The organism is Rhizobacter sp. (genome assembly GCF_046595475.1).
Lineage (GTDB): Bacteria > Pseudomonadota > Gammaproteobacteria > Burkholderiales > Burkholderiaceae_C > Rhizobacter.
This window is the reverse complement of sequence record NZ_JBKJOQ010000128.1, coordinates 19922-45792: the sequence shown is the minus strand read 5'-3', so window position 1 is coordinate 45792 and position 25871 is coordinate 19922. Positions and strand designations below refer to the sequence as shown.

At 66.0% G+C, this 25871-nt stretch carries 24 protein-coding genes; 18 read left to right on the top strand and 6 right to left on the bottom strand.

Annotated features, from left to right (window positions below):
• The first annotated feature begins 48 nt into the window (after positions 1 to 48).
• From AC30QB_RS23075 to AC30QB_RS23055, 5 genes are all read left to right on the top strand, one after another.
• Positions 49 to 681, top strand: coding sequence for a paraquat-inducible protein A (locus AC30QB_RS23075; RefSeq protein ID WP_489548627.1), 633 nt, complete (start codon positions 49 to 51; stop codon positions 679 to 681).
• On the top strand, positions 678 to 1394 hold the full coding sequence (locus tag AC30QB_RS23070) for a paraquat-inducible protein A (RefSeq protein ID WP_489548626.1): 717 nt from the start codon (positions 678 to 680) through the stop codon (positions 1392 to 1394). Before AC30QB_RS23075 ends, AC30QB_RS23070 begins: the two co-directional genes overlap by 4 nt.
• On the top strand, positions 1387 to 3045 hold the full coding sequence (locus AC30QB_RS23065; protein ID WP_489548625.1) for a PqiB family protein: 1659 nt from the start codon (positions 1387 to 1389) through the stop codon (positions 3043 to 3045). The genes AC30QB_RS23070 and AC30QB_RS23065 overlap by 8 nt, the downstream gene beginning before the upstream one ends.
• A 3-nt stretch (positions 3046 to 3048) precedes the next feature.
• On the top strand, positions 3049 to 3636 hold the full coding sequence (locus tag AC30QB_RS23060) for a PqiC family protein (protein WP_489548624.1): 588 nt from the start codon (positions 3049 to 3051) through the stop codon (positions 3634 to 3636).
• Between the two features lie 86 nt (positions 3637 to 3722).
• Positions 3723 to 4406: a glutathione S-transferase gene (locus tag AC30QB_RS23055; protein WP_489548623.1), complete on the top strand. Its 684-nt coding sequence runs from the start codon at positions 3723 to 3725 to the stop codon at positions 4404 to 4406.
• A 454-nt stretch (positions 4407 to 4860) separates the two neighbouring features.
• Here the strand turns inward: AC30QB_RS23055 and AC30QB_RS23050 are convergent, their stop codons facing one another.
• Entirely contained in the window at positions 4861 to 5958 is a 1098-nt protein-coding gene (locus AC30QB_RS23050; RefSeq protein WP_489548622.1) for a substrate-binding domain-containing protein, read from the bottom strand.
• 171 nt (positions 5959 to 6129) lie between these two features.
• Here AC30QB_RS23050 and AC30QB_RS23045 point away from each other — a divergent pair, with 171 nt between their 5' ends.
• From AC30QB_RS23045 to AC30QB_RS23015, 7 genes are read left to right on the top strand one after another with little or no spacing between them, the layout of a single operon-like run.
• A complete protein-coding gene (locus AC30QB_RS23045) occupies positions 6130 to 7800 on the top strand; it encodes an OFA family MFS transporter (protein WP_489548621.1) in 1671 nt (556 codons plus the stop codon).
• Between the two features lie 10 nt (positions 7801 to 7810).
• Positions 7811 to 8299, top strand: coding sequence for a formate dehydrogenase subunit gamma (locus AC30QB_RS23040; RefSeq protein WP_489548620.1), 489 nt, complete (start codon positions 7811 to 7813; stop codon positions 8297 to 8299).
• Entirely contained in the window at positions 8296 to 9852 is a 1557-nt protein-coding gene (locus AC30QB_RS23035; RefSeq protein WP_489548619.1) for a formate dehydrogenase beta subunit, read from the top strand. Before AC30QB_RS23040 ends, AC30QB_RS23035 begins: the two co-directional genes overlap by 4 nt.
• Positions 9853 to 9862: 10 nt before the next feature.
• A complete protein-coding gene (fdhF, locus tag AC30QB_RS23030) occupies positions 9863 to 12736 on the top strand; it encodes a formate dehydrogenase subunit alpha (protein WP_489548618.1) in 2874 nt (957 codons plus the stop codon).
• Between the two features lie 4 nt (positions 12737 to 12740).
• Positions 12741 to 12965, top strand: a complete 225-nt coding sequence (locus AC30QB_RS23025) for a formate dehydrogenase subunit delta (protein ID WP_489548617.1) — start codon at positions 12741 to 12743, stop codon at positions 12963 to 12965.
• Between the two features lie 4 nt (positions 12966 to 12969).
• Positions 12970 to 13758, top strand: coding sequence for a formate dehydrogenase accessory sulfurtransferase FdhD (fdhD, locus tag AC30QB_RS23020; protein WP_489548616.1), 789 nt, complete (start codon positions 12970 to 12972; stop codon positions 13756 to 13758).
• A gap of 4 nt (positions 13759 to 13762) precedes the next feature.
• Positions 13763 to 14143: a hypothetical protein gene (locus tag AC30QB_RS23015; RefSeq protein ID WP_489548615.1), complete on the top strand. Its 381-nt coding sequence runs from the start codon at positions 13763 to 13765 to the stop codon at positions 14141 to 14143.
• Between the two features lie 26 nt (positions 14144 to 14169).
• On the opposite strand, the gene AC30QB_RS23010 is transcribed toward AC30QB_RS23015, so the two are convergent.
• From AC30QB_RS23010 to AC30QB_RS23000, 3 genes are all read right to left on the bottom strand, one after another.
• Positions 14170 to 16908, bottom strand: a complete 2739-nt coding sequence (locus AC30QB_RS23010) for a CHASE domain-containing protein (protein ID WP_489548614.1) — start codon at positions 16906 to 16908, stop codon at positions 14170 to 14172.
• Positions 16909 to 17073: 165 nt separating this feature from the next.
• Positions 17074 to 18297, bottom strand: a complete 1224-nt coding sequence (gene senA, locus AC30QB_RS23005; protein ID WP_489548613.1) for a selenoneine synthase SenA — start codon at positions 18295 to 18297, stop codon at positions 17074 to 17076.
• Between the two features lie 48 nt (positions 18298 to 18345).
• Complete coding sequence (locus tag AC30QB_RS23000; protein WP_489548612.1) at positions 18346 to 19278, bottom strand: LysR family transcriptional regulator; 933 nt, start codon at positions 19276 to 19278, stop codon at positions 18346 to 18348.
• Between the two features lie 170 nt (positions 19279 to 19448).
• Between AC30QB_RS23000 and AC30QB_RS22995 the strand changes: the two genes are divergently transcribed.
• Positions 19449 to 19793 (top strand): putative quinol monooxygenase, encoded by a 345-nt coding sequence (locus tag AC30QB_RS22995; RefSeq protein ID WP_489548611.1) that lies wholly within the window; start codon positions 19449 to 19451, stop codon positions 19791 to 19793.
• 12 nt (positions 19794 to 19805) lie between these two features.
• On the opposite strand, the gene AC30QB_RS22990 is transcribed toward AC30QB_RS22995, so the two are convergent.
• Entirely contained in the window at positions 19806 to 20525 is a 720-nt protein-coding gene (locus AC30QB_RS22990; protein ID WP_489548610.1) for a CTP synthase C-terminal region-related (seleno)protein, read from the bottom strand.
• On the bottom strand, positions 20522 to 20935 hold the full coding sequence (locus AC30QB_RS22985; RefSeq protein ID WP_489548609.1) for a GFA family protein: 414 nt from the start codon (positions 20933 to 20935) through the stop codon (positions 20522 to 20524). The genes AC30QB_RS22990 and AC30QB_RS22985 overlap by 4 nt, the downstream gene beginning before the upstream one ends.
• A gap of 185 nt (positions 20936 to 21120) precedes the next feature.
• Between AC30QB_RS22985 and AC30QB_RS22980 the strand changes: the two genes are divergently transcribed.
• From AC30QB_RS22980 to AC30QB_RS22960, 5 genes are all read left to right on the top strand, one after another.
• On the top strand, positions 21121 to 22350 hold the full coding sequence (locus AC30QB_RS22980; RefSeq protein WP_489548608.1) for a DNA polymerase Y family protein: 1230 nt from the start codon (positions 21121 to 21123) through the stop codon (positions 22348 to 22350).
• A 129-nt stretch (positions 22351 to 22479) separates the two neighbouring features.
• On the top strand, positions 22480 to 23409 hold the full coding sequence (locus tag AC30QB_RS22975; protein WP_489548607.1) for a DUF3034 family protein: 930 nt from the start codon (positions 22480 to 22482) through the stop codon (positions 23407 to 23409).
• A gap of 13 nt (positions 23410 to 23422) precedes the next feature.
• A complete protein-coding gene (locus AC30QB_RS22970; RefSeq protein WP_489548606.1) occupies positions 23423 to 23863 on the top strand; it encodes a group I truncated hemoglobin in 441 nt (146 codons plus the stop codon).
• 43 nt (positions 23864 to 23906) lie between these two features.
• Entirely contained in the window at positions 23907 to 24611 is a 705-nt protein-coding gene (locus AC30QB_RS22965; protein WP_489548605.1) for a cupredoxin domain-containing protein, read from the top strand.
• A 91-nt stretch (positions 24612 to 24702) separates the two neighbouring features.
• Positions 24703 to 25854 (top strand): alpha-hydroxy acid oxidase, encoded by a 1152-nt coding sequence (locus AC30QB_RS22960; protein ID WP_489548604.1) that lies wholly within the window; start codon positions 24703 to 24705, stop codon positions 25852 to 25854.
• Positions 25855 to 25871 lie beyond the last annotated feature (17 nt).

Genomic DNA, 25871 nt, shown 5'->3' with positions numbered 1-25871 from the left:
GGCTTGCCCTAAGATGGCCGCTCACCCGTCGCCGAGGATGATGAGCGCATGACCGAGCCCGTGCTGGTGGCACGCCCCGACCTGGTGGTTTGCAATGAATGCGACGCTGTGCATGAGCGCGTGGAGCTGCTACGCGGCACCGTGGCGCGCTGCACACGTTGCAACGCCCTCATGGGCCGGGGCCACGTATTTCGCATGCAGGCTTTGCTGGCCTTCGCACTCGCCGCGCTGATGCTGATCGTGATCGGCAACAGCGCGCCCATCGTCACCCTCGACCTGGGTGGCGTGCTGAACCGGGCCACGCTGCCCGAGTCGATCCGCTACACCTGGCAAAGCGGACAGCCCCTGGTGGCGTTGGTCACGGCGGCCACGGCGCTGGTGTTTCCGCTCGTTTTCACGCTGCTGCGCATCTACGTGCTGCTGTCACTCTTTCGCGGGCGGGTGCCACCCGCCTTCGTGCCGGCCATGCGCGTGCTCGATTTCGTCACCCGCTGGAGCATGGTCGAGGTGTTCATGATGGGCACGCTGGTGGCCGTGGTGCGCGGCGCCAGCCTCACCAGCGCCACACCCGGCGTCGGCCTCTTTGCCTATGCCGCTCTGACCCTGCTGCTCACGTCGATCACCGCCGCCGGCACCCACGCCATGTGGAAGCTGAGCAGCACGCTCGGGCCCAGCCGATGAGCGAGGCGAGCCCCGACGTTGCCGTGCTGAGCGGCACACCGCCTGGTGGGCAAACCAGCGCACAGACGACCGGCATAGAGACCGGTGCGCAGCGAGGCCTGCTGAGCTGCCGCACCTGCGGCCGCGTGTCGCAGCTGGCCCGCCCCTCCGCCGCCGACGCGCCGCTGCGCTGCCCACGCTGCGCCACGCCACTCAACCACCGGCGCCCGGCCAGCCTGGAGCGCACCTGGGCCTACACCGGCGCGGCGATGCTGCTTTATGTGCCAGCCAACCTGTTGCCCATCATGTCGACCACCAGCGTGTTCGGCGACACGCAGCACACCATCCTCGGTGGCATCGAAGAGCTGCGCGCCAACGGCGACTGGGTGCTGGCCTTGATCGTGTTCGTCGCCAGCATCGTCGTGCCCTTGCTGAAGATCGGCGCCCTGCTCCTGCTCGCCACCTCGGCGCAGGTCGGTTCACGCTGGAAACAACTGGAGCGCGCACAGCTGTATCGCATGATCGAAGCGGTGGGACACTGGTCCATGCTCGATGTGTTCGTCGTGGTGCTGCTGGTCGGCATGATCCGCTTTGGCGCCTTTGGCGGCGTGCGGCCCGAAGCAGGGTTGCTCGCCTTCGGTGCCGTGGTGGTGCTGACCATGCTCGCCGCCGGCAGTTTCGACCCCCGCTTGACCTGGCCCGAGGAGCCCGCGACACCTGCGCCACATGACTGACGACACCGTAACCACCCCACCCCTTCCACCGCTTCCACCCAAACCCGTTACGCGCAAGTGGCACGGGCCGTCGTTGGTCTGGCTGGTGCCCATCATTGCCCTGGCCGTGGGTATCGCGCTGCTGATCCGCGCGCTGCTGTCCACCGGCCCGCAGGTCACCATCGACTTCCAATCCGCTGATGGCCTTCGCCCCGGCAAGACCGAGGTGCGCTACAAGGAAGTGGTGGTCGGACGTGTGGAAGCTGTCACGCTGAGCGAAGACCGCGACCGCGTGCACGTGTCGGTACGCCTGGATCGCTCGGTGTCAAACATCGCGGTCGACGACACGCGCTTCTGGGTGGTGCGCCCTCGCATCGACACCGCCGGCGTGAGCGGCATCGAGACCTTGTTCTCCGGCGCCTACATCGGCGTGGACGCTGGCGTGTCGAAGGTGCAGCGGCGCAAGTTCGTGGGCCTGGAAGCGCCGCCTTTCGTGTTGCGCGGCGAGCCCGGCCGTGGCTTCGTGCTGCGCACCGAAGACCTGGGCTCGCTGGACGTGGGATCGCCCATCTTCTACCGTCGCAACCGCGTGGGCCGTGTGGTGGGCTACAAACTCGACCCGCTGGTAGACGAGTTGTCGGTGCAGATCTTCGTCGAAGCCCCGTACGACAAGCTGGTCAACGCCCGCACCCGCTTCTGGAACGCGAGCGGTGTGGAGGTGTCGCTCAACACCAGCGGCCTCACCGTCAACACGCAGACGCTCGCCTCGGTTCTGTCGGGTGGCGTTTCGTTCGAGCGGCCGCCCGGCTCGCGCGACCTGCCAGCCGCGGCCGATGGCAGCCGCTTCTATCTTTTCGCCGACCGCAAGGGCGCGCTCGCCCCACCCGATGGCCCGCCGCAGCGCGTGCGCATGGTGTTTGACCAGTCGATACGGGGGCTGGACATCGGTGCGCCCATCGACTTCCTGGGCATAGAGATCGGCACCGTGAAGGCGATACGCCTCGACTACGACCCCAAGCGCAGGCGCTTCCCGGTGGAGGTAGAAGCCCAGATCTTCCCGACCCGGCTGGGCGCCGTGCGCGAGGCCTTGTACGACCCCACCGGCGACGAGAAGCGGCGTGACATCGACCTGCTGCACCGCCTGGTCGCGAGCGGCCTGCGTGCCCAGGCACGCACCGGCAACCTGCTCACCGGCGGCATGTACGTGGCGCTCGACTTCCCGAGCAAGGCGCCGCGCGCGGTGCTCGACACCGACACGCCCGTGCCAGCCATCCCCACAGTGCCCGGCACACTGGCCGACATCCAGCCGCAGATTGCCGAGATCGTGGCCAAGATCAACAAGGTGCCCTTCGACGACATCGGCCGCAACCTCAACGACACGCTGACGCAGGCGCGCGGCGCCATCGAAAAGCTGAGCCCCGATGCGCAGGCCTCGCTCGCCGAGGTGCGGCGCACGCTGAAGTCGGTACAAGAGACGCTGGGCCGTGCCGACCGCAACCTGCTAGACCCGAGCGCGCCCATACAGCGCAACGCCGAGCAGACCCTGCTTGACCTGCAGCGGGCCGCGCAATCGCTGCGCGTGCTCACCGACTACCTGCAGCGCCACCCCGAATCATTGCTGCGCGGCAAGCCCGACGACGCCAAGATCCCTGCCTCTTCGGAGCGCCGCTGACCCATGAAACACCTCGCCCTCGTTGCCCTCGTTCTTCTTGTTGCCGGCTGCTCTTCGACGCCGCCGGTCAAGTACCACAGCCTGCTCACCACCCGCGAGGCCAAGGCGCCCGAGGCCGGACTGCCGCCGCTGCCCCTAGACCTGGGCCCCGTGCAAGTGCCCGCCTCTGTTGACCAGATGCAGTGGGTGGTGCGCTTGCCCGACGAGACGCTGCGCATACTCGAAGGCGAGCAATGGGTGTCACCGCTGCGCGACGAGTTGCGCGCGGCCCTGTTCGAGCGGCTGGCGCAGCGCTACGCCGCGGTCGACGCCCGCAATGTCCCGGGCACCCACACCGTGCGGGTCAAGGTAGACGTGCAGCGCTTCGAGTCGATTGCCGGCAAGGAGGTGTGGCTCGACAGCGTGTGGTCGGCACACATCGACTCCAGCAAGCCGCCGCGGCTCGTGTGCCGCAGCAGCGTGCACGAGCCGGCACTCGGCGACCTCGTAGCCCTGGCCGCCGCGCACCGGCGCGCGGTGCAACGGCTGGCCGACGAGATCGGCAGCCAGTTGCTCGCGCTCACCAACGGCGCGGACACGCGCTGCCCGTGAGCAGCCTCAGCTGAGCTGGGTTTTGTCGTGGCCCAAGGCGGCGTCTCTCGAGCCGGCACGAACCCGCCCTGAGATCGCCTACTGCCATGCCCTTGCCGCTGCTCTACACCTATCGCCGTTGCCCCTATGCCATGCGGGCGCGCATGGCGCTGCTTCAGGCGAAGCTTGCGTTCCAGGCTTTCGAGATCATCTTGCGCGACAAACCAGCCGAGCTTCTGCGCCTGTCACCCAAAGGCACGGTGCCCGTGCTGCAGCTCGCCGACGGCCGCGTGCTGGAAGAGAGCTGGGACATCATCCGGTGGGCACTGGAAACAGACGACAACCAAGGCTGGTGGTACCGAGCCCAGTCGCCTGAAAATCTCGACCTGCTGCATTGCAACGATGGTGACTTCAAGCAATGCCTGGATCGCTACAAGTACCCCGACCACTGCCCAGCAGAAACGAAGCCGCGCGACGCGGCGCGTTCGCAAGCCGTGGCGGTGCTGTTGGCTCCTCTGGAAGAAAGCCTGCAACGCCAGCCCTTTCTGGGGGGCAGCGCGCCTTGCGCCACTGACATCGCGATCTTCCCCTTCGTGCGCCAGTTTGCTGCTGTGGAACCGCGCTGGTTCAGCGGCCAGCCGCTGCCTGCGGTTCAGGCGTGGTTGGCAGCATGGATGGCCAGCGATTTGTTCGCGGCCTGCATGGCCAAGCTGCCTTTCCAGTCTGTGGTGAACTTTCCTGGGGTCGTCGAGCACGCCTGCCGCAGTGGCCGCGGCAACCTTCGAGCTTGAGGAAGCTCAAATCGAAAACGGCCTGCTATGCGGCGCCTCAGCGCCTGGTCGCTTGCCGCCTTAAAGGTTGCATCGCTTCGGTAGGCCAACCGCACGAAGCAACAAGCACGGTCTTCATTTGGGGCTTCACGGCTTTCGTTGCTTCAGTCACCTGCAATTCGTTCTTCAGCGCGGGTTGTGCAAGTCGCTTGCTAAGGGGGGCTTTTTTCAGGGTAGCTGTCAAAATTTTTTCTTGTGTCCGGCTTGGGGGATGCAATTGTATTTGTGCCGGACTCTGGCTTGCCTTCCCGTGAAATCTGGCTTTGCCACTGTCATGTCATGCAAACTCAAACCCACGAAGCTGCGCTTCTTCCGAGTAAGCATGCTCTGGCAAACCGGGTCACGCCCGTCATTTCAAACGCAGGGCTTGGGCATGCATGCATTCGAGCGACAGCAGTCCTCGCGCCCTCGCGGGCTACGCCCGCTTCTTTCGCGTCGCCCCTTGCAACGTCTCGAAGGCTTCGCTCAGCGACATCACCGTACCCGAGCCTTCCGAGCGGTAACCCGGCAGCAGGTTCACGGCCGTCTTGAACGACTCGCTGCGCAAGATAGAGAGCATCTGCTGCACCAGCGGCGCGTCGATCACGCGCTCGTCGCACAGCAGGAAATAGCGCTCGGTCTGGCTGGGGATGAAGTCGAGCTTGAAGCGCCGCGCGGGCGTCTCCACGCCGAAGCCGGCGTCGGCCATGCCGCTGGCCACGTAGGCCGCCACCGCGGCGTGGGTGAACTCGCACTGCTCGTAGCCATGGATGGCGCTAGGCTCCAGGCCCTGTTTGCGCAGCATCAGGTCTAGCAGCAGCCGCGTGCCCGAGCCCGGCTGGCGGTTGATGAAGCGCACGCCGGGGCGCGCCAAGTCTTTGGGCTCGTAAAGCTTGAGCGGGTTCCCGGGCGCCACCATCACGCCTTGCTGGCGCGTGGTCACATGGATGATCTTCTGCGAGCGCGGTGACAACCAGCGGCTGTAGTGCGCCACCACCGCCGGCTCGAACTCGCCCAGCGGCACGGCAAAGCCGGCCACGTCGCAGGCCAGCCCGTGCAGAGCCGCCACGGCCTCCACGCTGCCGCAATATTTGAGCTCGTGCGGCACCTCAGCGCTCGCCAGAAAGGTGCGCAGCGTCTCCACCGCGAAGCCGTGGTTGGCATGTATGCGCAACAGCGAGTGCAGCGGAGAGCACAGCTTCTCGATCTCGGCTTCAAGCTCGGAGGCCAACGATACGAACAAGGGCGACAGGCGCGCATTGATGCGCCGATCGGCCCACACCAGCTTCTCGCCGAGGTCGGTGAGGCTCGACCCTTTGCCGCGCTCCATCGTCAACAAGGGCTGACCAAAGAGGGCTTCACCCTGGCGAATCAGCTCCCAGGCATGGCGATACGACATGCCGGAGTGTTTGCACGCTCGCGAGAGGCTGCCGTGTTCGTGCACATCGACCAGCACGTCGACCAGGCGAGCCGCCAAGGCCATGCCATCGGGCCGCTCGATGCTCCAGCGCGGCTGGATCGTCACCTTGTGCACGGGTTCGTCCTTATGTCTTGCAACGCCTATGGCTTGCGCTGTGGTGCCCCTATTGTGTCGAAGCAAGGTGATCAATACATTCGCGTTTAAGCGTATGCCCTGTGTGCATCGCTTATGCCTGCGGCCGCCTATATGAGCGCAGGTTCACCACAATAGTTTGGAGACAAAAACATGTCGTCTGTCGGATTGGGAACGGTGGGTGCCGCTGGCGGCGCCCCAGGCTTGCTGGACAAAGAACGCACGATCGCCGGGCCGGGCTTCAACCGATGGCTGGTGCCACCGGCGGCGCTCGCCATCCACCTGTGCATCGGCATGGCCTATGGCTTCTCGGTGTTCTGGCTGCCGCTGTCCAAGGCACTCGGCATCAAGGAGGCCATCAAGTGCGGGCCTGATGTCGGCTTTTTCGCCGAGCTCTTCACCACCACTTGCGACTGGCGGATCTCTACCTTGGGCTGGATGTACACCCTCTTCTTCGTCTTCCTCGGCTGCTCGGCTGCGCTGTGGGGCGGTTGGCTAGAGCGCGCCGGCCCGCGCAAGGCCGGCGCCGTCGCGGCCGTGTGCTGGGGCGGTGGCATGCTGATCTCGGCTTTGGGCATACACCTGCACCAGTTCTGGCTGATGATTCTCGGCTCGGGCGTGATCGGTGGCATCGGCCTCGGGCTGGGCTACATCTCACCGGTGTCGACGCTGATCAAGTGGTTCCCTGATCGCCGCGGCATGGCCACCGGCATGGCCATCATGGGCTTCGGCGGCGGCGCGATGATCGGCTCGCCCTGGGCCGCCGACCTGATGAAGAGTTTTTCCAGCGCCACCGATGTCGGCGTGATGCAGACCTTCGTCGTGATGGCTCTCGTCTACTTCGTCTTCATGCTGGGAGGTGCCTTCGGCTACCGCGTGCCGCCCACAGGCTGGAAACCTGCAGGCTGGACGCCCCCTCCGGCGCAGACCAGCAACGCGATGATCACGCAGCGCCATGTGCACGTGAAGAAGGTCTGGGGCATTCCCCAGTTCTGGCTGGTGTGGGTGGTGCTGTGCATGAACGTCTCGGCCGGCATCGGCGTGATCGGCATGGCAAGCCCAATGCTGCAAGAAGTGTTCGGAGGCAGCCTGATCGGTGTGGCCAAGAAGTTCGGTGAGCTCGACAAGACGCAGCTCACAGCGATCGCCGGTGTGGCAGCGGGCTTCACCGCGCTGCTGAGCCTGTTCAACATCGGCGGGCGCTTCTTCTGGGCCAGCCTGTCGGACAAGATGGGCCGCAAGATGACTTATGTGGTCTTCTTCGTGCTCGGCGGCATCATGTACTTCAGCGCCCCGGGCAGCGCTGCAGCTGGCAACAAGCTGCTGTTCGTTGCCGCTTTCTGCATCATCCTCAGCATGTACGGCGGCGGCTTCGCCACCGTGCCGGCCTACCTGGCCGACCTGTTCGGCACGCAGATGGTGGGCGCCATCCACGGCCGCCTGCTCACCGCCTGGGCCACGGCCGGCATCCTCGGGCCGGTGGTGGTGGGCTACATGCGCGAGTACCAGCTGGGGCTGGGCATCCCGCGCGAGCAGGTCTACAACCAGACCATGTACATCCTGGTCGGCATGCTGGTGATCGGGCTCATCGCCAACCTGATGATCAAGCCGGTGGCCGACAAGTGGTTCATGACCGACGCCGAGCTGGCCGAAGAAAAGCGCCTGGCGCATGAGCGCGCCAGCGCGGCCGAGGTGGGCAGCGGCCCGGGCTCGGGCGGCAACACACCCACTGGCGTGGTGCTGCTGGCCTGGGCGGTCGTGGGCATCCCCCTGGCCTGGGGCGTGTACCGCACGCTGCTGAGCACGGCGAAGTTCTTCAACTGAAAGGGGATAGATGACGACGAGCACCGTGACTTCAGCCGAGCAGATGGCCCGGGTGCGCGAGGTGCTCGCGCGCCGAGCCAGCGAGCCCGGCGCGCTGCTGCCCATCCTGCACGAGGTGCAGGATGCCTTGGGCCACATCCCCTCCGACGTGGTGCCCGAGATCGCCAGCGTGCTCAACCTGTCTCGTGCCGAGGTGCACGGCGTCGTCACCTACTACCACCACTTCCGCGACCAGCCGGCCGCGGGCAAGGTGGTGCAGATCTGCCGTGCGGAGTCGTGCAAGGCCATGGGGGCCGACGCGCTGCTGGCGCACGCGCAGAAGCAGCTCGGCTGCGAGGTGCACGGGCACTCGGCCGATGGCGCGTTCACGCTGGAGCCGGTGTATTGCCTGGGGCTGTGCGCTTCTTCGCCCGCCATGGTGATCGGCGACGAGGTGCATGCGCGCATCACGCCACAGCGCTTTGATGCGCTGATTGCCCAAGCGCGGAGCAGTGCATGAGCATCACGGTGTATGTACCGCGCGATTCGGCGGCGCTCGCGGTGGGCGCTGACCACGTGGCGCGTGAGATTGCCGATGAGGCCGCACGGCGCCACATCGACATCACCCTGGTGCGCAACGGCTCGCGTGGCCTCTTCTGGCTGGAGCCCTTGGTGGAGGTGGCGACGCCGCAGGGCCGCATCGCCTATGGCCCGGTAGCCGCGGGCGACGCGGCGAGCCTGTTCGACGCCGGCTTCTTGGTGGGTGGTGCGCACGCGCGGCGCCAGGGGCCGACCGAAGAGATTCCCTACTTGAAGAAGCAGGAGCGCTTGACCTTCGCCCGCATGGGCGTGACCGACCCACTCTCGCTGGACGACTACACCGCGCACGAAGGCTTTGCCGGCCTCAAGCACGCGCTCGCGATGGCGCCCGCGCAGATCGTGCAAGAGGTGATGGACGCGGGGCTGCGTGGCCGCGGCGGCGCGGCCTTTCCGGCCGCCATCAAATGGAAGACGGTGCTCGCCACACCCGCCGAGCAAAAGTACATCGTGTGCAATGCCGACGAAGGCGATTCAGGCACCTACTCCGATCGCATGACCATGGAGGGCGACCCCTACGTGCTGATCGAAGGCATGGTGATCGCGGCCATTGCCACTGGCGCGACCGTGGGCTACATCTACGTGCGCTCCGAATACCCGCACGCCATTGCCACGCTGAACGAGGCGCTGCGTCGTGCCGAATCGGCCGGCTACCTGGGCCGCAATGTGATGGGCTCGACGCACCACTTCACGCTGGAGGTGCGCAAGGCCGCCGGCTCCTACGTGTGCGGCGAAGAAACTGCCCTGCTCGAAAGCCTGGAGGGCAAGCGTGGCATCGTGCGCGCCAAGCCGCCGGTGCCGGCGGTGGCGGGCCTCTTCGGCCAGCCGACCGTCGTCAACAACGTGATCACGCTGGCCACGGTGCCGATCATCCTGGCGCGCGGTGCGGCGTACTACAAAGACTTCGGCATGGGCCGTTCGCGCGGCACCTTGCCCATCCAGTTGGCCGGCAACATCAAGCATGGGGGCCTGGTCGAGCGCGCGTTTGGCGTGACGCTGCGCGAGCTGCTGTACGGCTACGGCGGCGGCTCGGCCTCGGGCCGCCCGATCAAGGCCGTGCAAGTGGGCGGGCCGCTGGGCGCCTACCTGCCCGAGTCTCAATGGGACGTGCCACTCGACTACGAGGCTTACGCCGCGCTCGGCGCGGTGCTCGGCCACGGCGGCATCGTGGTGCATGACGACACGGCCGACCTGTCGCAGCTGGCGCGCTACGCGATGGAGTTCTGCGCCATCGAGAGCTGCGGCAAGTGCACGCCCTGCCGCATCGGCTCCACCCGCGGGGTGGAAGTCATCGACAAGATCACGATGAACAAGAACCGGCCACAGCAAGTCCAACTGCTGCGCGACCTGTGCGACACCATGGTTCATGGCTCGTTGTGTGCCATGGGCAGCATGACACCTTACCCGGTGCTGTCGGCGTTGAACCACTACCCGCAAGACTTCGGCTTGACGGCGCCAGACGCCCAGGCCGCGTGAAGGAATCATCATGCTCGAGCACCTGAAAGAAACCGACTACGGCACGCCCAAGCGCGAGTCAGAGCAAGAAGTCACGCTGACCATCGACGGCGAGCAGGTCACCGTGCCCGCCGGCACCTCGCTGATGCGCGCCGCGATGGACGTCGGCGTCAAGGTGCCCAAGCTCTGCGCCACCGACAGCCTGGAGCCCTTCGGCTCGTGCCGCCTGTGCCTGGTGGAGATCGACGGCCGCAAGGGCTACCCCGCCTCGTGCACCACACCGGCCGAGAACGGCATGAACGTGCGCACCCAAACGCCGAAGCTGCAGGAGCTGCGCAAGGGCGTGATGGAGCTGTACATCAGCGACCACCCGCTCGACTGCCTGACCTGCAGCGCCAACGGCAACTGCGAGCTGCAAGACATGGCTGGCGTGACCGGCCTGCGCAATGTGCGCTACGGCTTCGATGGCGCCAACCACTTGAAAGACAAGAAAGACGAGTCCAACCCCTACTTCAGCTACGACCCGAGCAAGTGCATCGTCTGCAACCGCTGCGTGCGGGCGTGTGAAGAAACACAGGGCACCTTCGCGTTGACGATTCAAGGAAGAGGCTTCGAATCGCGCGTGGCAGCAAGCCAGAACGACAGTTTCATGGACAGCGAGTGCGTGAGCTGCGGCGCCTGCGTCGAGGCCTGCCCCACCGCCACGCTGCAAGAAAAGAGCGTGATCTGGCTCGGCCAATCGGAGCACAGCGCCATCACCACCTGCGCCTACTGCGGCGTGGGCTGCGGCTTCAAGGCCGAGATGAAAGGAAACGAGGTCGTGCGCATGGTGCCGTGGAAAGACGGCAAGGCCAACGAGGGCCACTCGTGCGTGAAGGGCCGCTTTGCCTGGGGCTACGCGTCGCACAAAGACCGCATCTTGAACCCGATGATCCGCAAGAAGATCACCGACCCCTGGCAAGAGGTGAGCTGGGATGTGGCCATCAACCACGCCGCCAGCGAGTTCAAGCGCTTGCAGGCCGAGCATGGGCGCGACTCGATAGGCGGCATCACATCTTCGCGCTGCACCAACGAAGAAACCTATCTCGTGCAGAAGCTGGTGCGCGCCGCCTTCGGCAACAACAACGTCGACACCTGCGCCCGCGTGTGCCACTCGCCCACAGGCTACGGCCTGGGGCAGACCTACGGCACCTCGGCCGGCACGCAGACCTTCAAATCGGTGGAGCAAGCCGACGTGATCATGGTCATCGGTGCCAACCCGACCGATGGGCACCCGGTGTTCGCCTCGCGTATGAAACGCCGGCTGCGAGGCAACGGGAAAGGGCCGGGCGCGCAACTGATCGTGGTGGACCCGCGCCGCATCGACATCGTGAAGTCACCCCACATACGCGCCGCGCACCACCTGGCGCTCAAGCCCGGCACCAACGTCGCCATGATCAGCGCCCTCGCGCACGTGGTTGTCACCGAAGGCCTGGTCAACGAGGCCTATGTGGCCGAGCGCTGCGACCCGAAGTCGTTCAACGAATGGCGCGAGTTTGTGGCACGCCCCGAGAACTCGCCCGAGATGATGGAAGAAGTGACTGGCGTGCCCGCGGCCGAGGTGCGCGCCGCCGCCCGCCTGTATGCCCGCCCCGGCAACTCGGCCATCTACTACGGCCTGGGTGTCACCGAGCACAGCCAGGGCTCGACCATGGTGATGGGCATTGCCAACCTGGCCATGGCCACCGGCAACGTGGGCCGCGAAGGCGTGGGCGTGAACCCGCTGCGCGGCCAGAACAATGTGCAGGGCGCCTGCGACATGGGCTCCTTCCCGCACGAGCTGCCGGGTTACCGCCATGTGTCGGACAGCACCGTACGTGCTTCGTTCGAAGACGCATGGGGCGTGACCATCCAGCCCGAGCCAGGCCTGCGCATACCCAACATGTTCGACGCCGCGCTCAGCGGGAGCTTCAAGGGCCTGTACTGCGAGGGCGAAGACATCGTGCAGAGTGACCCCAACACGCAGCACGTAGCGCAGGCCTTGATGGCCATGGAATGCATCGTGGTGCAAGACCTTTTCTTGAACGAAACGGCCCAGTATGCGCACGTGTTCTTGCCGGGCTCGTCGTTCCTGGAGAAAGACGGCACTTTCACCAATGCCGAGCGCCGCATCTCGCGTGTGCGCAAGGTGATGCCGCCCAAGGCCGGCCTGGCCGACTGGGAGGTGACGGTCAAGCTCTCGAATGCGCTGGGCTACCCGATGAACTACACCCACCCGTCGCAGATCATGGACGAGATTGCTGCGCTCACGCCCACCTTCAAAGGCGTGAGCTTCGACAAGATCGACCAACTGGGCAGCGTGCAATGGCCTTGCAACGACACCGCACCCGACGGCACGCCCACCATGCACGTCGACAAATTCGTGCGCGGCAAGGGCCGCTTCATCATCACCAAGTACGTGGCCACCGACGAGAAGGTGACGCGCAAGTTCCCGCTGTTGCTGACCACCGGGCGCATCCTGTCGCAGTACAACGTGGGGGCGCAAACGCGGCGCACTGAAAACAACCAGTGGCACAGCGAAGACCGGTTGGAGATCCACCCGCACGATGCCGAAGACCGCGGCATCAAGACCGATGACTGGGTGGGCATACAAAGCCGGGCCGGCGACACGGTGCTGCGTGCCACCGTCACCGAGCGCATGCAGCCGGGCGTGGTCTACACCACCTTCCACTTCCCCGAATCGGGTGCCAACGTGATCACCACCGACAACTCCGACTGGGCCACCAATTGCCCAGAGTACAAGGTGACGGCAGTGCAAGTGATGCCGGTGATGCAGCCTTCGGCGTGGCAGCAGGAGCACAGCCGCTTCCATCGCGTGCAACAGGAGTTGCTGAATTCGGCGAGCCAGGAAGTGGGCGCCAAGTAGGCCTATGCACACCGATAACCTCATCAAGATGGCCAACCAGATCGGCGACTTCTTCGAGTCCATGCCCGACCCTGTCGAAGCTGAAGAAGGCATCGCCATCCACATCAAGAAATTCTGGGAGCCACGCATGCGGCGTGCGCTTCTGGCCCACATCGACGCCGGCGGCAACACCGGCCTGCACCCCGCGGTGCAGCACGCCATCACCAGCCACCGCAGCGTGCTGGCCTGATGCGATGACAGTGCCCGCGCCCACGCGTGAGGTCTCGGTGCTGCGCGCGGGCGATGCGCATTCTCAGCTTGACCGCATCGCCGCCGAAGTACCTGTGGCCTTGGTGTTCAACGGCATTTCTCACGCCGTGATGATGGCCACGCCGGCCGACCTGGAGGCGTTTGCACTGGGCTTCGCCCTGTCCGAGGGCTTGCTCGCTTCGCGCGACGAATGCCGCGGCATCGACGTGGTCGCCAGTGCGGAAGGCGTGGAGATTCAGCTGGCGGTGGGCAGTGGTGCCGCGGCTCGCCTGCAAGAGCAGCGCCGCAACCTGGTGGGCCGCACCGGCTGCGGGCTGTGCGGCATCGACAGCCTGCAGCGCCTGGACTTGAAGCCCGAGCCGATGGCACCGCCCACCTGGGTGGCGGGCCTGTCAGCAACCACGGTGCTGCGCGCTTTCGCGCAACTGCCCGACCGGCAGCCCCTCAACGCGCTCACTGGTGCCCACCACGCGGCGGCCTGGGCCACGCCAGAGGGTGACGTCGTCAACGCGATGGAAGACGTGGGCCGCCACAACGCACTCGACAAGCTGCTCGGTGAACGCGCCTTGGCCAACCGAGCCAACGACCAGGGCTTCATCGTGATGTCCAGCCGCGCCAGCTACGAGCTGGTGCGCAAGTGCGCCCGCATGGGGGTGCCAGTGCTCGCCACCATTTCGGCACCGACCACGCTGGCAGTCGACATCGCGCGGCAAGCCGGCCTGCAGCTCTACGGCTTCTGCAGAGGGGACCAGGCGGTTCGCTACGCGCCTTGAGCCCTTGGGCGCAGACGCTTCATCGCACATCGCTCGCAGAGATCGCGGCGGCGACGGCCGCACCACCGGCGTCTTCATCAACGGCCGCGAGCTGCATACGCTAGACGTCGCCGGCCTGCGCCGCTACGGCCCGGTCTACCCCGGCCGCTACTGGTGGGATCGGTTCGGCAACGTCGGCCTCGAAGGGGGGCCGATGCTCTTCAACTTCTACGCCGTGCTGCAGGCGAGCAGCTCGGGCGGCGCGGGCGGCGCGGGCGGCTCCACCTACAAGCCCGGGTCACGCTCCGGCGAAAGCACCTATGTCGGCAAGGGCTGCGCCGCGGTGCACGCCAGGCTGCGCGCCAGCGACGAAAGCAGCAGCTACTCTTACTACGTTGGCTGCTGAGCGAGCGGTGTATGACGCGTTGGCGTTCAAGCCGAACGCGTGCCTGACCCGCCTAGCCACTTGCGCAAGATCTTGTAGAACTCGGCCGGGTCTACAGGCTTGGTGACGAAGTCATCCATGCCGGCGGAATAGCAGGCCGCTCTGTCGTTGCTGTAGGCGTTGGCCGTCATCGCCAGGATGGGGGTGTCGGCACGGCCGGGCACCTTGCGGATGGCGCGTGTGGCCGTCAGGCCGTCCACCAGGGGCATCTGCATGTCCATCAGGATCAGGTCGTAGTCGGTGGCTGTCGCCATCTCGACGGCCTCGAAGCCGTTGTGGGCAAGGTCCACCTTCAGGCCGACGCTTTCGAGCAGGGCCAGGGCAACCTCCTGGTTGATGGCATCGTCTTCGGCCAGCAGCAGCCGGGCGCCACTGTGATGGCTGCGCAGCGCCATCTCGCTGTCTTCGCTGCTGCGTTCACCGGCATGAGGCGACATGGGCTCGAGGGCGCGTTGCAGGCGGGCGGTGAACCAGAAGGTGCTGCCATGGCCAAGCTCGCTTTCGGCACCGGCATCACCGCCCATCAGCAGGGCCAGGCGTCGGGTGATGGCCAGGCCCAACCCGGTGCCGCCGTACTGGCGTGTGGTCGACGCGTCGGCTTGCTCGAAGGCCTGGAACAGGCCAGACAGCTTGGCGGCCGAAATGCCGATGCCGGCGTCTTGCACCTGGAAGCGCACCAACAATTCGTCGCCCTGCTCGCTCAGCAGCACGGCGCGCAACCCCACCACACCACGATCGGCAAACTTGACGGCGTTGCCAAGATAGTTCAGCAAGGCCTGGCGCAGGCGGGTCGGGTCGCCACGCAACCAGATCGGCACCTCGCCGGCATCGACCTCGATGACCAACCCTTTGGCCTGTGCCTGATCGGTCATCAAAGATCGCACGTGGTCGAGGATCGCGCCCAGATGGAAGCTGGTGTCTTCGAGCTCGAGCTTGCCGGCCTCGATCTTCGAGATGTCGAGCACGTCATTGATGATGGACAACAGGTGCGTGGCGGAAGCCTGGATCTTGTCGAGCCGATCGGCCTGCCCCGGCGCCGGTTGGTCGCGGCGCAGCAGGTGCGTGAGCCCGAGGATGGCGTTCATGGGCGTGCGAATCTCATGGCTCATGTTGGCGAGGAAAGTGCTCTTCGCCTTGTTGGCCTTCTCGGCCTGGTACAGCGCCGCCTTCAATGCCCGCGTGCGCTCGCCCACGAGATCTTCCAGGCGCTCGCGATGCGCGGCCAGCTCTCTCTGCACCCGCCGCCGCTCGGTGATGTCGATGAAGCTGCCGCGTATGAGCCGGCGCGCCGGGTCGGGCAAGCGCACGACGCGCACTTCGCAGAGCACCGTCATGCCATCGGCGCGCACCAGCGTGCGCTCGAAGGTGAGCTCTTCGCCGGCCAGCACGCGCTCGTTGTTCGTGCGCATGCTCTCGGCAATCTCCTGCCCATCCGCTTGCACGCCGGCGTAGATCTGCCCGGGCGGGATCTTCAACAGCGCTTCGAGTGAGTAGCCCGTGAGCTCGCTTGCCTTGGGGTTGGCAGCGGCCCACATCCAGGCATCGACATCGAGGATCAGCAGCGCCTCGGGCGCACGCTCGAACAGCGTGCGGTAGCGCTCCGCGCTTTCGCGCGTGCGCAAGGTTTCTTGCTCCAGCAACTGGGTGCGCTCGGCCACCTGGGCCTGCAGCCGCGACTGCAGGCTGAAGCCGGCCCGCAGATAGCTCACCGAGATGAGGCTCAAAAGCAGTCCACCCGGCAGCACCAACCAGTAGATCCACGACACGTTCGCACTCAGATAGGTGTCGCTGGGTGAAAAGACGGTCTGCCATTCGCGGCCGCCGAAGTCGTAGCTGTCGGTGACGTTCATGGCGGCTGCATCGGCCCCCAGGTGCAAGCTGGAGGCCGATCGTGCCGATGCGTGGCGAAAGATCGTGCGCGTGGCTGGCGGAGCCTCGGCGTCCACCAGATCGAAGTTCAGCCCCTGCAACCCCTGGTCGCCAAACGCCCGTCGCACCAGCCGGTCTGACTGGAACACCACCATGGCAAAGCCGCGCAAGGCGATGCGTCTGTCTACTGCTGTGGCCGTGGGCAGGCCTTCACGGTAAACCGGTGCGACCGCAAAAAAACCAGGCTTCTGATTGCCCGCCAAGACGATGGGCAGGCTGCCGGCGACCTGACCGCTGTCGCGTGCTCGCTCCAGGGTCTGCAGGCGCTCTGGCGTGCTGCCCATGTCGAAGCCCAACACGGGCCGCGTTTCCTCGGGGCGCGACACCTCCAGCAGGCGCATGGGGTAATAGACGCTGCGGCCTTGGGCGCGGATCGGGCGTTTGTTGGGGCCGATTTCGAAGATCTGTGCGCCCGCCTGCTGCTCGGCGCTCATCTGCCGCTCAATTTCAGCGCGCCTATCGGCCGGCACCTCGGGCACCCAGGCGATGGTGGCGATTTCGCTGTCGGGTGGCATCAGCGGCTTGACGAAAGCGGCAAAGCGCTCACGCGTCATGTCAGGCGAGCTGGCCAGGAAGAGGCCCAGGCTGCGGGTGATCAGCAGCGCCTCTTCGAGCTTGTGTTTGAGCAGCTCACTGGGCAGCGCGGTATCGCGCTCCAGGCGGGTACGCACCCGCTCCAACTCCACCCCCCGCAGGTACAGGAAGATCACCGCCGTGATCACCAGCCCCGCGCTGAACACCGACGCCAAGACGAGGCGGCCCCGCGGATACCCGCTCAGTCTGGCTCTCAGCCCCATGGGCGCCCCCAAATTGAAACCAAGCTGTCTGCGAAATTGAAGCAGCTTTGCGGGAGTGTAGGCCTGCTGGACTCTCAAATCGGGGTGGTTGAGGAGCCGTGGGGGTGTCGTCGTGCACTCGTCTTTCGGTGCCTTTGTCAAACCGGGAATCGGCTGTGCGGCCCCCTAAACCGCGCAACTCCGAAACCCACTGAACACATCATCCCGATGCGGCAGCAAGAAGCGCCGGAACTTCGGATTGCGCATGCGCTCGCGCGTGGCAAACGACGCCCCGCGCAACACCTTGTGCGTGCCGAACGAGCTCGCCGAGTAGCCGCGATCAGGCCCGGGCACAAAGCCCGCATACGGCCGAAAGCTGCTGGCCACCCACTCCCATACCTGCCCGTAACGCAAGCCGCGTGACAAGCCCGTGTGGGCAGCCGCCTCCCACTCCAACTCGGTGGGCAGGCGCCGGCCGGCCCAGCGGCACCAGGCATCGGCCTCGTACCAGCTCACATGCATGGCGGGCTGGCTCATCGGCACGCGCGTGAGCTTGCCGAAGCGCTGCAGCATCACGCTCTGGCGCATCTGGTCGACATGGCGCGGTGTGCGGCGGCCTTCCTGCTGAACCCAGGCCCAGCCTTCGGATGACCAGAAGCGCGGCTCGTCGTAGCCGCCGTCTTCGACGAACTCGCAGTACTGCGCCCAAGTGACGGGCTGGGCATCGATCTCGAACTCGGGCACTTCGTGCTCGAACGCGGTGCGCTCGTTGTCGAATGCGAAGCCGCCGGGCGCCGTGCCCATCGTCCAGCGCGAGGCCGGGAAGCTGAGCGAGTCGCGCGGCGCCAGCGTGCTCAGCATGGGCAGCAAGCGGGAGTCAAAGCCGAGCGTCTGCGACATCTCGGCAAAGGCTTCGCACTGCATGTCTTCGCGAAACAGCGCCAGCCGGTAGAAGTAAAGCGCGTCGTCTTCTTCCGGGGTGTGCTCCAGCAATTCGAGCGTGGTCTCAAGCGTGTCGGCCAGGTAGTGGCGCGTGGCCTGCGCATGCGGCAGCGGCAATTGCCATCGCGCCCCATGCGGCGCCAGCCGTGGGTCGTACCACTCGTCGGCAAAGGGGTCTATGGAGGCGAGCCGCAGCGAGTCGCGGTCGCCTTGCTCGCCACGCTGGCGCTGCACGTTGCGCGAAATCCAGTACTCCTGAAACCAACCCAGGTGGCCGAACGACCACAAGGGCGGGTTCAGCTCGGGCTGCATGGGCACGCTGAGCGGCGGGTCGGCAAGAGCAGCTTCGAGCGCGCTCATCCAGCGCAGCGTGTGGTTGCGTGCGTCCATCAAGGCGAGAGACAGCAAGCCCTTGCCGGCCCGCCGCATCTGCGACGACTCAACCGGAGGGACTTCGAAATCGAGCATTTGCGGTGTCTGCAGACCAGGCGGGATTGAGGGGTGGCGCGAGCCCCATCATGACTCAAGTGGCGCCAGTGCGAGTTGGTGATCCCAGTGCGGTGGGTCGGCGAATGCGGCACTCAGCAGGTCGACCACGGCGCGAACCTTGAGCGACAGTTGGCGCGCCGACGGAAAGACCGCAAACATGGCGGTCGGCTCGAATTCATACTCAGGCAACACACGCACCAGCGCCCCCGAGCGCAGCGCGCCGTGTGTTGCAAAGGTCGCGCCCATCGCGATGCCCAGGCCGTCAAGGGCGGCTTCAACCAAGGCCTCGGCATTGTTAGACGCCAAGCGCGCATTTACCGGCGCCGAGACCAGACCATCGCGCCCCACAAGCTGCCATTCGCGTGGGCGGTTTAGCCCGGTAAAGATCAGGCACTCGTGCCGTGCGAGATCGGCAGGCGTCTCGGGCCGGCCGTGCAGCTCCAGGTAGCTGGGCGCGGCCACCAGCAGGCGTCGGTTGGCACACAGCCGCCGCGCGACCAGGCGCGAATCGCTGAGCGTGCCGATGCGAATGGCAAGATCGACACCCTCCTCCACCAGATCGACGAAGCGGTCGCTCAGGTTGAGATCGATCGACAAATCGGGGAAGCGCTGCAGCAGCGTCGACAGCAAAGGCGCCACGTACAACCGGCCGAAGACGGTAGGCGCACTGAGCCGCACCACCCCGCGCGGCCTGAGCGATGCCATCGACACCTCGGCTTCAGCCTCAGCCAGGTCAGCGAGTATTTGAACCGCGCGCGCGTGAAAAGACTGGCCCACGTCGGTCAGTGCCAGCTTGCGTGTGGTGCGCTGAAGCAAGCGAACTCCGAGGTGCTCTTCGAGCCGAGACACCAGCTTGCTCACCGCCGATGGCGTGAGCTCGTGTTCGTCAGCCGCCTTGGCAAAGCTGCCATGCCGGACCACGCTGGTGAAGATGACGAGCTCACTGGTTTCTGTCGGCACGGCAGCGGCCTTGATGCGGGTCGTTTCATGACGCCGAGGCACGGCTGCATGTCCGCGGCGGGCATTACTGCGGCGAATGATTATCTCTATCTTCCCTCTGCCGTTCGCACAGAAGCACTGCGCGAGCAGGCACTCAACCCCACCCCATCGTTCACCTGGAGTCTCGCGTCATGAACACCACTGCCCCCAGCACCACCACCACCGAAAGCGAAGCAGCAGCCAACGTCGTCAAGGTCGTCGCCATCTTGAAGACAAAGCCGGGCCGCGAAGCCGAGGTGAGGCAATCGCTGCTCGACTTGGCCGAGGCCACACGCCGCGAAAGCGGTTGCATCCACTACGAAATCGCCCAGCCCGACAACGAGGCCTCGACCTTCGTGTTCTATGAAACCTGGCGCTCGCGCGCCGACCTCGACGCCCACTTCGGCAAGCCCTACTTCCAGGCCTTGCTGGCGCGTGGGCCCGAGTTGCTGGCCGCACCCAGCGACGTGAAGATCATGTCGCCGGTCACGCGCTGAGCAACGTGCCCTTCAGCCCGACGACCGCACCGGCGCGCGCGCCGAGACGGCCCGCACCAGGGCGTTCACCAGCGGGGGCAAGCGCCCGCGTAGCGCGGCGCGCTCGGGCTGGAACAGCGTGGCCACGAAGAAAGGGTGGTCGTCCAACTCGATCGCGCGCACGTCGCCGGCCTCGTCTTCGGCGGTGACGCGCAGCGGCCCCGAGGCCAAGGCCGCCCTGAAATCGGGGTTGAGGCCGTAGCGGCAGTGGTAGCCCTCGGCCGCCTCGGCCACGCCATACGCCGCGGCAATGCGCGATCGAGGACGAAAGCGCACCACGCCCGAAGCCTCGACCAGCGCGCAGGCCAAGGGCGTGATCACGGCTCGAGCCGCATCGGGCGAGGTCTCGGCATGCTCGGCATCGGCCCAGCCCATTGCGTTGCGCGCGTACTCGATCACGGCATGCTGGAAGCCGCCGCAGGTGCCGAGAAATGGGCGCAGGTGCTGGCGGGCGAACTCGATGGCGCACAAGGCGCCGTCCATGCTTCGGTAAGGGCTGGCGGGCACGCACCACAGCGCGTCAAATGGGATCACGCGAGACGCATCGACGATCTCTTCGGTGGGCACCCATTCGTGCTCGATGTCGACGGCCAGGGCATTGGCCGCCAGCTGCAATGCCATCGGGATGGCTTGGTGGGCGGGCACGGCGGGGTTGTAGTCACCCACCAGGCCGATGTGGCGTACGGTGCTCATGTCTTGGGCGGAACGAAGGCATCTGGAAATTGCGGCAGGTCGTCATCGATGGGCCACCAATTGGCCTTCGATGCGGTGCAGAAATGCGCCATGGGCCGCACCGGCAATTGCTCGTTGATGAGGCCCACGCGAACGCGCAGCGTCTCGGGCTGCGCATCGCGCCGGCTGTACACCGGAGAGCCGCAACGGCTGCAGAAAGCGCGCTTCTTTCCCGGCGACGATTCGTATTCGGTCAGCAGCTCGGCACCTCGGTCGAGCTGAAAGCTGGCGCGCGCAACGGGCATGTTGGTGGCAAACGCCGAACCCTGGGCGCGGCGGCATTGCGAGCAATGGCAAACCTGGATGGGCGCCAGCTTGCCGGTGATCTGAAACGCGACGCCTTCGCACAGGCAGTGGGCGGTGTAGGGCATGGCGGCATGGTAAGCCGAGCTCCCGGGCAAGGCGCCGCGGACTGACCTGACACCTATGAGAAGTCGTGCCCCTCTACCCAAGTCGGCGCAGGCATCGTAGAGTACTGGATGGGCATCCAGTCATTGCGTCGAACTGGGACTAGACAAACTCGCCTTATGAACATACAGCCTGCTTGCCGCCTCCCATGGACCCGCCCTCTCAGCGCCTGATCGCCCACCTCGACATGGACGCCTTCTATGCGTCGGTCGAGCTGCTGCGCTATCCCGACCTGAAGGGCCTGCCGGTGGCCATTGGCGGTGGAGGTGACAGCCGGCCCGTGCTGCTGCCCGATGGCACACGGCGCTACGCCCGGCTGCGCGACTACACCGGCCGTGGCGTGCTCACCACCAGCACCTATGAAGCGCGTGCGCTCGGCGTGTTCTCGGCCATGGGCACGATGAAGGCGGCACTGCTCGCACCCGACGCCGTGTTGCTGCCGGTCGATTTTGAGGAATACCGCAAGTACTCGCGCCTCTTCAAGGCCGCCGTGCGCAACATCGCACCCGTGGTGGAAGACCGCGGCATCGACGAGATCTACATCGACCTCACCGACCACCCCGGGGCGCAGCAAGACCAAGGCCGAGCGGCTGGCCAGGCCTTGAAAGACGCGGTGCGCAAGGCCACCGGCCTCACCTGCTCGGTGGGCGTCACACCCAACAAGCTGCTCTCCAAGCTGTGCTCCGAGCTCGACAAGCCCAACGGGCTGACGCTGCTCGGCTACGACGAAATCCCCGCACGCATCTGGCCGTTGGCGGCCAAGAAGGTGAACGGCATAGGCCCCAAGGCCACCGAGAAGCTGGCCAGCTTCGGCCTGCACACCGTGGGAGACATCGCCGCGGCCGACCCGGTGTTTCTGGTCGCCAATTTCGGCAAGAGCTACGGCGCCTGGCTGCACGAAGCGGCGCACGGGCGAGACGAGCGGCCGGTGGTCACCTACAGCGAGCCGGTGTCGATCAGCCGCGAGACCACCTTCGAGCGCGACCTGCACGCCGTGCGCGACCGCAATGTATTGAGCGAGATCTTCACCGAGCTGTGCATAGCGCTGGCCGGTGACCTCTCGCGCAAGGGCTACGCCAGCAAGACCATCGGCATCAAGCTGCGCTTCGACGACTTCAAGATCGTCACCCGCGACCTCACCCTGCCGGCCCACACCATGGACGCACGCAGCATCCGCCGGGCCGCGGGCGAATGCCTGAAGCGGGTCGACCTGACGCGCCGGCTGCGCCTTTTGGGCGTGCGCGCAGGCAAGCTGGCCAAGCTCGCCGACCTGCTCGACCCGCACCAGGCACTCGACCCCCCACTGGTGGCGCAAGAGCCAGCGGCTGCGTACCATGCCCCAATGCCCTTGTTTGACGCCGCACCGCCCGAGGTTTGACCCTCTGTGTGCCAACTTCTTCACGCAACGCACCGCTCTTTCGCGGCCCTGCGCGTTGAACGCATCCAAGCTTTGCGACACGGCGTAAAACAAAGCTGAGACCCATAAACACGACTCAGGAGAACGCGCATGTCTTTCCGATCCTCCCGCACAGCACTGCAAGCGCTGGTTTGCACCTTGCCCCTGGCCATGGCGCCAGCCCTGGCGCAAACCACGCCCAGCACTCACAGCGGCAAGCTCTTGCTAACGGGTGGGGTGAGCAGCATCGACGGCGCGGCCGGTGGCGGCCTCACGCCATGGGCGGTGACCGGCGGCTACGCCACCGAAGGCGAGGTTGGCGGCTCGGCCTTCGCCACGCGGGTGAAGACCAAAGATTTCGCGCTCAACGACTACGGCGTGGCCCTCAGCTACGGTGACCGCGTCGAGGTGTCGTTTGCACGGCAAGACTTCGACACCGGCCCGGTGGGCCCCGCGCTCGGCCTCGACGGCCTGCGCCTGAAGCAAGACATCTTCGGCCTGAAGCTGCGCGTGGCGGGCGATGCGGTGCTCGACAGCGACAGCTGGATGCCGCAGATCGCTGTGGGCCTGCAGCAAAAGAAGGCTCACCCCGATCGCTTGGCCAGCACGCTCACCGCGCTCGGCGCCAAAGACAGCGGCACCGACATCTACGTGAGCGCGACCAAGCTGTTCCTGGCACCGGGCATCCTGGTCAACGGCACCCTGCGCGCCACCAAGGCCAACCAAAACGGCCTGCTTGGCTTTGGCGCCACCGACCACAGCGGCTACAGCCTGCAGCCCGAGGTATCGGTGGCCTGGCTGCTCAGCAAGCGCATCGCCATCGGCGCCGAGTACCGCGCCAAGCCCGACAACTTCCGCGACTTCAGCGGCTTAGGCGCCGGCGCGCTGAAAGAAGACGATTGGGCCGACCTGTTCATCGCCTGGGCGCCGAGCAAGTACTTCTCGCTCACCGCGGCCTATGTCGACCTGGGCAAGATCGTGCCGGGGGTTGCCACGCGCCGCCAGACCGGCACCTACCTGTCGGCCCAGATCGCCTTCTGAATTGGAGCTACACATGAAACACCTCACCACCCTCTTTCGCAGCCTCGCCGTCTGCATCGCCCTCTTTGCCGGCAGCGCCCACGCACAAGCCACCGACGACAGCCTCTACCAAAAGCTAGGAGCCCAGCCCGGCCTCACCGCGCTGATGGACGACTTCATGACGCGGCTGCTCGCCGACTCGCGCATGGGCCCGTTCTTCAAAGACGTGGACCACAAGCACGTGAAGGCCCAGCTCGTGGCGCAGTTCTGCGAAGTCTCGGGCGGCCCCTGCAAGCTCAAAGGCCCCGACATGAAGAAAGCCCATGCCGGCATGGACATCACCAAGAGCAACTTCAACGCCTTGGTCGAAGTGCTGCAGCAAAGCATGGACGCGCAAGGCATTGCCTTCAGCACCCAGAACCAGCTGCTGGCCAAGCTCGCCCCCATGCACCGCGATATCGTCAACACCCCGTGAGCACCACCTTCACGGCCCCCCCCTACACGCCTATCATTCCGCGATGAACAAACACACCTCTTCCGTGGCCGCACTGGTGCTGGCCCTGGGCGCCGGCTGGGCTCACGCTGGCACTGTGCAACTCACCGTCACCGACAAAGACGGCAAGCCCGCCGCCGACGTGGTCGTGCTCGTTCAGCAGACCGTGAAGACCGCGCCCAGCCCGGCGGGCAAGCCCGTGATCATCGTGCAAGAGAGCTCGCGCTTCGTGCCCTTCCTGACCGTCGTGCCGGTGGGCAGCACGCTGCGCTTCGTCAACAAAGACAGCTACGACCACCACGTGCGCTCGCAGCCCAGCGGCCCGCTGGGCAGCATCACACCGGCCAAGACCTTCGAGCTGCGGCTCGATGCCGACGCCATAGCCGAAGCGCGTGGCGGCACCGACGCCTACCCCAGTGGCCCGGCCAAGAAGCGCTCGGGCACGTCCACGGCTGACGTGAAGGTCGACACCGCCGGCCCGATCGGTCTTGGCTGCCACCTCCACGGCTCCATGCGCGGCCAGGTTTACGTGGCCGACACGCCCTGGTTCGCCAAGACCGACAGCAACGGCGTGGCCACCATTGAGGGCGTGCCCGATGGCGCAACCCAAGTCACCCTGTGGCACCCCGACCAGCTGCAAGACCAGGCAGTGGTGCCCGTGCAGGTGAGCGCCACGCCGGTCAAGGCGAGCACCCAGCTCAACTTCGTGCCCCGGCGCCGCCGCGGGTGAGCGCCGCACGGCACGGGCGCCGGGCCGCTCCCAAGCCGGCCAGCATCCCCTCGGGGGATCGTTCGACGTACCGGTCTGACGGCGGGCTGTCGTGACCCGCATTACCTGCATCGAAGACCTGCGCCTGCTCGCCCAGCGGCGAGTGCCGCGCATGTTCTACGACTACGCCGACTCCGGCTCGTGGACCGAAGGCACCTACCGCGCCAACGAGAGCGATTTTCAGAAGATCCTGCTGCGCCAGCGCGTGGCGGTCAACATGGAGAACCGCACGCTCAAGACCACCATGGCCGGGCAGGCGGTGGCGATGCCTGTGGCCATAGCGCCTACCGGCCTCACCGGCATGCAGCATGCCGATGGCGAAATTTTGGCAGCGCGCGCGGCTGAAAAATTCGGCGTTCCGTTCACGCTGTCGACCATGAGCATCTGCTCGATCGAAGACATACGCGCACACACAACGGCGCCATTTTGGTTTCAGCTCTACTGGATGCGCGACCGCGATTTCATGGACAGGCTGATGGACCGCGCCAAAGCCGCCGGCGTGTCGGCGCTCATGCTCACGCTCGACCTGCAGGTGCTGGGCCAGCGTCACAAAGACATCAAGAACGGCCTCACCACACCGCCCAAGCCCACTCTGGCCAACATCCTCAACCTGATGACCAAGCCGCGTTGGTGCCTGGGCATGGCGCGCACGCGCCGCCACAGCTTTGGCAACCTCATCGGCCACGCAAAAGGCGTGAGCGACGTGACCTCGCTGGGCGCCTGGACGCGCGAGCAATTCGACCCCAAGCTCAACTGGAGCGACGTCGAGTGGATCAAGAAGCGATGGGGCGGCAAGCTCATCCTCAAAGGCATCATGGACGCCGAAGACGCGCGCCGCGCCGCCGACAGCGGGGCCGACGCCATGATCGTGTCCAACCACGGCGGGCGCCAGCTCGACGGCGCACCTTCGTCCATCTCGGCCCTGCCCTCCATCGCGCAAGAAGTGGGCTCGCGCATCGAGGTGTGGATGGACGGCGGCATACGCTCTGGCCAAGACGTGCTGAAAGCGGTGGCGCTGGGCGCGCGCGGCACGCTGATCGGTCGCTCGTTTCTTTACGGCCTGGGCGCGATGGGTGAAGCCGGTGTCACCCAGTGCCTGGAGCTCATCGCCAAAGAACTCGACGTGACGATGGCGTTTTGCGGCCACACCGACATACGCAACGTCGACCGCCGCATTCTGTTGCCGGGTACGCTGCCGGGCTGAGCTGCGGGCTTCGCGGT